Below are 7,162 nucleotides of genomic sequence, written 5' to 3'. Positions count from 1 at the left end.
TTCCCCAACGTCAAGGCCTACGGCGTTCAAGCCTTCATCGAATACATGGGGCACCGGCTGCCCCTTCAGCCTGGCAGTGGCTCCTGCCTGCTTGACGATGACCTCAACCCCATCGGCGACAGCCTAGCCCGGTTCTTCTGGCTCTGGGATGGCGCAGCTGGTCACCAGGACATGGACACCCTGCGCCATGCGATGAAGATTGGCCGCGATAACCACCGCAAGCGGCCCAAGCGTCGCAGTCATCCCGTCGAGGGCTGGCGGCACGACCTGGATCTGGAAATCACCGAAGGTTGGACCGCCTACGGCCAGACCAACCACCTGCTCAAAACCATCGCCTGTTACGGCCGCGTCTTCGAGGGCCTCCAGGGCCAAGCCCTAATCGACTACACCCTACGCATTGCCCTCCATTGCCCCGGCTACGAGCAGTACTGCCGCCACCAGCATGACATCAAGCGCAAGGTCATTGCCTGGGCCAGAGCCGTCGAGGGCTATCACTGGCCTCTAGGCACCACCCCCACCCGTGACACTAGCCACCCTAAAAACAACCTGGTGCCCTTCAACCAGCGGCAGACCGAAGACGCTCAGCATCGCATCCGCGCCACCTATACCAACCTAGAGCAGACCGGAGAGTTGCCCGAGCAGATTACGGCCCGGGCCAAGGCGATCGCCCAAAGAGCCAGAGTTAGCCAGCAGACCCTCTACAAGCACCTTCGCCTCTGGCACCCCGAGCATCAAGAGGGTGTAATTGCCCTAGCAGCAAGCCTCCTAGCTCCTGAAGAGGCGAGATCTGAAGCAATATCAGAAACGTCAGAATCCCCAGAAACTAAGGAATTACACCCCTCAGAGAGAGATATGAAGGGTGAGGCGCTTTGCGCCGGTGAGTTGGGGTCGGATACAAATTCTTTTACTCCGAATAGGGGGGTGCGGGGGGATGAGCCTGCTTTTCCACAGGAAGCTGAGCCTGCAGCGTATGACTCAGACCTGCACGAGCAGATTCAACAGCAGATTAGGAGCCTAGGTTGGTCTGTGGACGTGATTCGCCAGTTTATTGCCGATCGATTTGAATGCAAGCGCTGGTTTGAGCTGCCGGACGAGGAGCGGTTGCTACTGCTCTATCATCTGCGTGGGCTTGATTCTCTCAATGCTGAAGATCCTGCTGATGTGACTATCCAAGGCATCTTCACTCATTAACCGATAGGTTCTTATTCAATCAGCAGGGTATGGGTGAAGCCACAGGATTTCACGGCTCATCCGGCTGATCGTCTCCTAGCTCTTTCACAGCGGCTTCCAACTCCATTTCCAGCTGTTCAGCAGTCGGTAGACTGTCTTGCAGAGCTAGCGGGAGTTCGTCACGCACCACATACGTTGAGACGCCGATCGGATTCTGTACAGTATCAAGGGCATACTCAACGACGGTTTTGCTTTTTGATTTACAGAGAATAATGCCAATGGTCGGATGATCCCCCTCGACCCGTAGCGTGTGGTTAACCGCCGAAACATAGAAATTCATCTGGCCTGAGAAAGCAGGTTCAAACTCCCTCATCTTAAGGTCAATAACGATATAGCAATGCAGGCGAACATGGTAGAAGAGCAGGTCTATCCGATACTCTTTGTCATCCACGACAATCGGATACTGGCTTCCAAGGAAAGCAAAGCCGACGCCTAATTCCATCAGGAATGCCCGGATATGGCCTAACAGGCCCCGTTCTAGATCCCGTTCCTGTGCATCTTCCCCAAGCGTCAAAAAATCAAAATTATAAGGATCTTTCAGCAATTGGCGGCTTAAATCAGACTTTTCAGGGGGTAATGTTCGCTCAAAGTTCGTTATTGCGCCGCCCTGACGCCCATACAGATTGCTGTCTATCTGCATTGCTAGAATGTCGCTACTCCACCCATGATTGATAGCCTTTTGGGCATACCAGACGCGCATTTCTGGGCTCTTCAGCTTGGAGAGCAATGCGATGTTATGTCGCCAGGGTAATTGTGCAACGCTGCGTTGCACTAATGTTTCATCGGGGTATGCCTCGGCAAATGACCGCATGTATTTCAGGTTCCGCGTCGAGAACCCCGATACATCCGGAAATTCTTTTTTCAAATCTTTGGCTAAGCGCTCAATAACTTTGCTGCCCCAACCCTGCGTCAGCTGGCGCTTCACAATCTCTTGGCCTATATGCCAATAGAGCATGATTAGTTCCTGGTTGACAGCTTGGGCAGCTTTGAGTTGCGCTCCACGGATGCGTTGCTTTAAGCCATTAAGCAGAGCAAAGTAGTTTTCGTCTTCGGGAAATAGGGCAGGGGATTGAGGCATAAAGCAACAGTCATTGGTGGATCAGCGACAATAAGGAGACGTCTACTCAATGGATAGAGTTGGCCAAGCGTACAGCTAAATATCAGACATCTAAACATCTGAATGTTCATCGAGCCACGCCGCGATTGCAGCTTCGGCAATATCGCTCATCTCCATTTCCTTGTCGAGGCTGGCCCGCTTTAGTCTGCGGTGCAGCTCCTGAGTGAGGTATACCGTAGTGCGCTTAAAATCCTTGCTGCTGCTCTTAGCCTTAGACGTTGAGATGTCCGGCTGTTTAGATGTTTGAATGTCTAGATGCTCAGATGTTTGAACATCTGCTGTAGGTGTAGAGGGCTCAAAAGTTTCTATTTCAGGTTTCTGCTGGGCTACCTTGAGCAGGTTAGCGAATCGGTTTTGTTCACTCACGGCAATATCTCCTTTCCGATGGCGGTGTAGCAGCTCCAAGCGATACCCGCGTAACTATCGCCTTTCACATCTTTAACTAGGCACCCATCGAGCGCCGCCCTTTGAAAAGCGTTCAATCTGCGAATACCTCCAGCAAATAGAGGTAGCCCAGCACCAAGCAAAGAGGCCCTAGCTTCTGCCCCAGCCGCGTTGGGCTTAGGTGGAATGATGGTGAGCAGTATCCTGTACTCTGCTTTGAGTCCTTGCAGTGGCTCCACCATCTGCATCATGGCTCCCATACTTAAGGCGTCGGGACTGCATGGAATGATCAGCAGATCACACCCCTGGGCAAGGCTGGCCAGCTCATCAGACGATGGCCGAGCGGCTGTGTCTATAACAACGTTTTGAAATTTGCCCGACATGAGCAGCTTTGGCGCTTGCATCTCATCGGCTACGGCAAACGGAAGGCGATCGCTAGCTGCCCACTGGAGAGCAGAGCGGTTGCTGTCTCCATCGACTACCAACGTTTCTCCCAACCCTTGCAGGTACCCTCCCAGGTGGATGGCGGTTGTGGTTTTGCCCACCCCACCCTTAAAGCTGACGACTGTTACGATCACGGCCTCAACTCCTGAATTCTGCTGTGAGCCTATCAGATGTTTGGGAGACTGGATGATTAAACATCTAGTAGTCTAGGCGCTTGAACATCTAAACATCTAAACATTTGGCGGTATACATATAAAACTCATGGCAAATCGATTTCTGTCTCGTCAATCTAATTATGAGATCGATGAACGAGAAATCAAGGGTTTTCGGTTGTCTCACATGAGACGTAAAATCACCGCACGACCTGATACCCGAAAAGCCTTATTCTGTGTCGATTTTTACTTGCTGTTTTAACAAAAGAGCAAGTAAGGTAGGGATGCGTTGATGGGAATAGCCATGTTCACAGCGGCAGATTTTGAGCTTAGGTCGGTGGAGCTGCCCGAGGCCCGCAAAGTGGATCGGCGCGGGCAGGCGCGAAACCTGACTCCTGAACACCTAGGGGCTATCTTTGCGGAGCTACCCAGCGACAAGTGGCGGGCAGTGTTTGCGATCGCCTACTTCACCGGCTCCAGAATTACTGAAGTGCTGAGCCTGGATGTGGGTGATATTGGCCCTGACCGGATCAGTTTCCGGCGCGAGAACACCAAGACTAAAAAGCCCCGGGTGGCGATGGTCGTGGATGCGCTACGGCCATTTCTAACGGCTTATCGTGCTCCCCAGTCGAGCTACCTGTTTCCGGCCCACCACAATGGCCAAGACGGTCACCTCAGCCGGCAGGCGGCGGATAAGGTGCTGCGCGATGCCTGCGAACTGGCAGCCCTTGATGGGGTGAGTACCCACAGTTTCCGCCGTAGCTTTGCAACAGAGCTTTATCGCCAGGGCTACAGCTTGGCCAAGATTGCGCGGCTGCTGGGTCACAGCTCAGCGTCAATGACGGCGCGGTATGTCGACTAATGCTACGGTCGCTCTCCCGCCAGTAAAACCTTAAACTGGGGAAGCTGGAATTTGAAGCAACTTACCGCTCAATCCCTTAAAGAGTGCTGTGACCAGATGGACGGCGATAGGGGACGACAATCCGCCCCCTATCCTTTTATTCGCCAATCCTTTTGTTCACAGGCTTCAACAAACCGTGTCAAAACTATGGGATTTGATTGATGAATGGCCTCAAATCGAGTTTCGTTAGTCTAATGCCTATTAGGCCAAACCATACTCATCCGGGTCAAGACCCTGCTCCTCTAAAAATTCGTTAATAATCATCTCAGAGGCTAATTTTGTTTTTTCCAATGCCCCCGTTTTGTTATAGGCAGAACTATCCTGCGTATGCTGGCTGTGGCTTTTGATGTGTGCCAAAGATTCGCTCTGGGCCGCTGTCATTCCCTTTCTCTTGTAATGAGTGGTTGACGCACGCCTCACATCGTGTGGAGCTGAGCGAACATTGAGATACTTCCAGACTATTGTATCGAAAATACCACTCAAATTTCTTCCCTCAAATGGTTTGCCGTTAGTTTGGGTGAAGACAAAGTCATGGGTAGGATTAAATATATCTCGGAATCCATATGTTTTCCCATTGTCGACATCAACATAGCCACACCAGTTGTACTGCTGCTTTCTATACCTTCCTTGTTGTTGTGTTCCTTTATAGGTTGGCCAATTGTGCCAAGTACCAGAATAATCTAGCCTCCCATATAACCAAGCTTGTAGCTCGGGATTATATATTTTTGGAATTCGGTAGGAGCTTTCTTTGTCAATTTTAGTTTTTGTAGGATCTAAATCAACAATCCACTCGTACGATTTCCCTTTCGGGTTGGTAGGAGTATTTCCCATCTCATCACAGGCATCTGCAGGGTTGAGATAATATAGCTTTGTAATATCATTGTAGTATGCTCTATACCTTTTCTCTTGATGGTTCCAAGGAGCTTCCTCAATTAATTCTGCATCAAGGTCAATATGGCATAGCTTAAGAGAGTCGCCAACCTTCAAATTCCGTATGACATGTTGCCGCTCAGGTGAAACTAAACGGAAAAAAAGAACAATAAGGTAACGTTGAAAACTTTTGGAAACGGCAGTTTGGCGTCTCATTATTCCGAAGTTCTGCCTGCAATCATCTTCTTTTATCTTGTTTCTAGGAGCACAATCGTCTAGAAGGCTTTTGAGGAGTTCCCCCAGTTCTTGCCATTTTGGTACCTTCTTTAAAGGAGACACATAGTTTTTGGGAAGCACCAGGGCTTCGGTTTCATCCCTAGTTGCTCTTAGTGTCATGACTACAGGAATATCTCTATATTCTGGAGACATTAAAGGATTTGTAATTTTGCGATAACGGAACTTAGCCCAGTTCATCAGGGTATAGCAGATCCTGTGCCTATAGTATTTACCAATGTGGTATCCATCTTGCTTAGAAAGTGGATTATGTTGATAGCTAATCCATCTAAATAAATCTCCAAATAGATCACGAGCATAGTCTCCAGCAGCAATAGCTTCCGCTTGTGCTTTTTCTTTCATCCGATTAAGTTTATTGGTTCTGTTGAGCTGGTGAAGCTGCTCAACAAGTAATTTATTATTTTGAGCAAATTGGCCTATTTGGAGAGTGAGCTCAAAGCTTAAGCTAGCATTCTGAGCCTCGAGTTCATAGCAAAGACGTTCTAGTACGCTTTGGGAGTTAACCTCATTTATCCCTACCTGCTGATGCACTAGCTGATGCTCGTATTCATTAGCTAGTGCATCTGAACGTAACTCCACGACAGGAACGAGGTCATCCAATGTAAAATCGCCCACAGATTTTGGAAGATATTTTTGCTGTAGATCTTGAAGCCAAACTGGTGGTTCCTCTGAGACATCAAGCCAATCGGGCTGATAGGCAAGATCATTCTGCTTGTTAACCCTCGCTCGTTCTACCATTCTCTTGTGGTAGTCAACCTTGTCCAAAGTCATCCAACCAATAATCTGGAGAGTGTAGTTTTCGTACTGATTAAACGTCTCTGGGTCAATTAGCTCTGTAATTGGCCTTGCACCATAGTATGGGTCGGTCCAAAAAGCGCGGCAGAGCTTTATTTCTTGCTGTACTGATTCTGCGAGGTCTTCGATCTTAGCTCGGTAGCTTATTAGGTTGTGTCGTTGAGTGATGGGGTAATTTTTCTTCGACTCTTGCACTCTACCCGGAAGATCCTTGGGATAATTTAAGGGAATGGCCCACTTTTTAGGTTCTGGAGCGACTAACCAATCCCTCTCTTTGCAGTAAGAGAGAAAGTGGTTGAGATGGCATTTGTAGACCCCACGAACGTTAGCAGGGGCTTGAAGGTCTACAAAAACTTGTTCTTGCCAAGACATCACCTTGTGGACATCGTGAAACAAGTCTAGTGGTAATTCTCGAGTCAGCTCCCAGCGTCTTTTCGTCTCGTCACGGGAAATCGGCACATTGGTCTGGGTCTGACAATCAAGTTGAAACCCAGAGAAAGGCAGAAGAAACCTGAAAATAGCTGTCTTGATATACTTCTTGCGGCCTGGAAACTCCTCAAAATATGCTGTCAACGCTTCGTATAACGAAGAGACTGTTGCTACTCCACCTTCATTCATAGTTCATATGTTCTAGTTTGTGTAATGTTAAGAGTATAGACCAACGTGTACCGCATTCATATGCTTGCTAAAAAGCATATAAGAACAACACTGTATAAATTTCAAAGCCTTACAGCATAAGGCTTTCAGGGTTTAAGGGATGTAATATTGTGTAAGCAGCTATTACACGGCATTACACCAAGCTTTTTGGAGCATTTAGGCCCCAAAGTTTAGCCGGGTGAGCCCTTTGACAAAGACCCGCCCGCCTTCGGAGTGGAACTTTACTCTGGCAACTAAACCACCTAGCCGCTCGCACTATGCTTCTTCTACCGCTCCCACCAGCAAGGGCACTCTAGGTTCACAGCCGAGTATTTTCCC

5 protein-coding genes and 1 pseudogene are annotated in these 7,162 nt (G+C 49.1%); 2 read left to right on the top strand and 4 right to left on the bottom strand.

Annotation, left to right across the window (positions count from 1 at the left end):
• Positions 1-1,191: pseudogene (locus tag H6F59_RS24795) on the top strand (hypothetical protein); the annotation flags it as partial.
• A gap of 49 nt (positions 1,192-1,240) precedes the next feature.
• Here the strand turns inward: H6F59_RS24795 and H6F59_RS24790 are convergent.
• The 3 genes from H6F59_RS24790 to H6F59_RS24780 all read right to left on the bottom strand — a co-directional run bounded on the left by H6F59_RS24790 (position 1,241) and on the right by H6F59_RS24780 (position 3,309).
• Positions 1,241-2,308 carry a YhcG family protein gene (locus H6F59_RS24790; RefSeq protein ID WP_190707336.1) on the bottom strand — a complete coding sequence of 356 codons (1,068 nt, stop codon included), beginning with the start codon at positions 2,306-2,308 and terminating at the stop codon, positions 1,241-1,243.
• Between the two features lie 90 nt (positions 2,309-2,398).
• A complete protein-coding gene (locus H6F59_RS26090; protein ID WP_199325965.1) occupies positions 2,399-2,713 on the bottom strand; it encodes a hypothetical protein in 315 nt (104 codons plus the stop codon).
• Positions 2,710-3,309 (bottom strand): AAA family ATPase, encoded by a 600-nt coding sequence (locus H6F59_RS24780; RefSeq protein ID WP_190707333.1) that lies wholly within the window; start codon positions 3,307-3,309, stop codon positions 2,710-2,712. The genes H6F59_RS26090 and H6F59_RS24780 overlap by 4 nt, the downstream gene beginning before the upstream one ends.
• Before the next feature lie 310 nt (positions 3,310-3,619).
• Between H6F59_RS24780 and H6F59_RS24775 the strand changes: the two genes are divergently transcribed.
• Entirely contained in the window at positions 3,620-4,189 is a 570-nt protein-coding gene (locus tag H6F59_RS24775) for a tyrosine-type recombinase/integrase (protein WP_190707329.1), read from the top strand.
• Between the two features lie 240 nt (positions 4,190-4,429).
• Here the strand turns inward: H6F59_RS24775 and H6F59_RS24770 are convergent, their stop codons facing one another.
• Complete coding sequence (locus H6F59_RS24770; RefSeq protein ID WP_190707327.1) at positions 4,430-6,805, bottom strand: hypothetical protein; 2,376 nt, start codon at positions 6,803-6,805, stop codon at positions 4,430-4,432.
• Positions 6,806-7,162 lie beyond the last annotated feature (357 nt).

Source organism: Nodosilinea sp. FACHB-141 (assembly GCF_014696135.1).
GTDB lineage: Bacteria > Cyanobacteriota > Cyanobacteriia > Phormidesmidales > Phormidesmidaceae > Nodosilinea.
This window is presented reverse-complemented; position numbering and strand designations above follow the sequence as displayed.

Bases quoted from the DNA above. Each gene is read 5' to 3' on its own strand.
- H6F59_RS24790 (WP_190707336.1), bottom strand. From the start codon at position 2,308: ATGCCTCAATCCCCTGCCCTATTTCCCGAAGACGAAAACTACTTTGCT.
- H6F59_RS24775 (WP_190707329.1), top strand. From the start codon at position 3,620: ATGGGAATAGCCATGTTCACAGCGGCAGATTTTGAGCTTAGGTCGGTG.
- H6F59_RS24770 (WP_190707327.1), bottom strand. From the start codon at position 6,805: ATGAATGAAGGTGGAGTAGCAACAGTCTCTTCGTTATACGAAGCGTTG.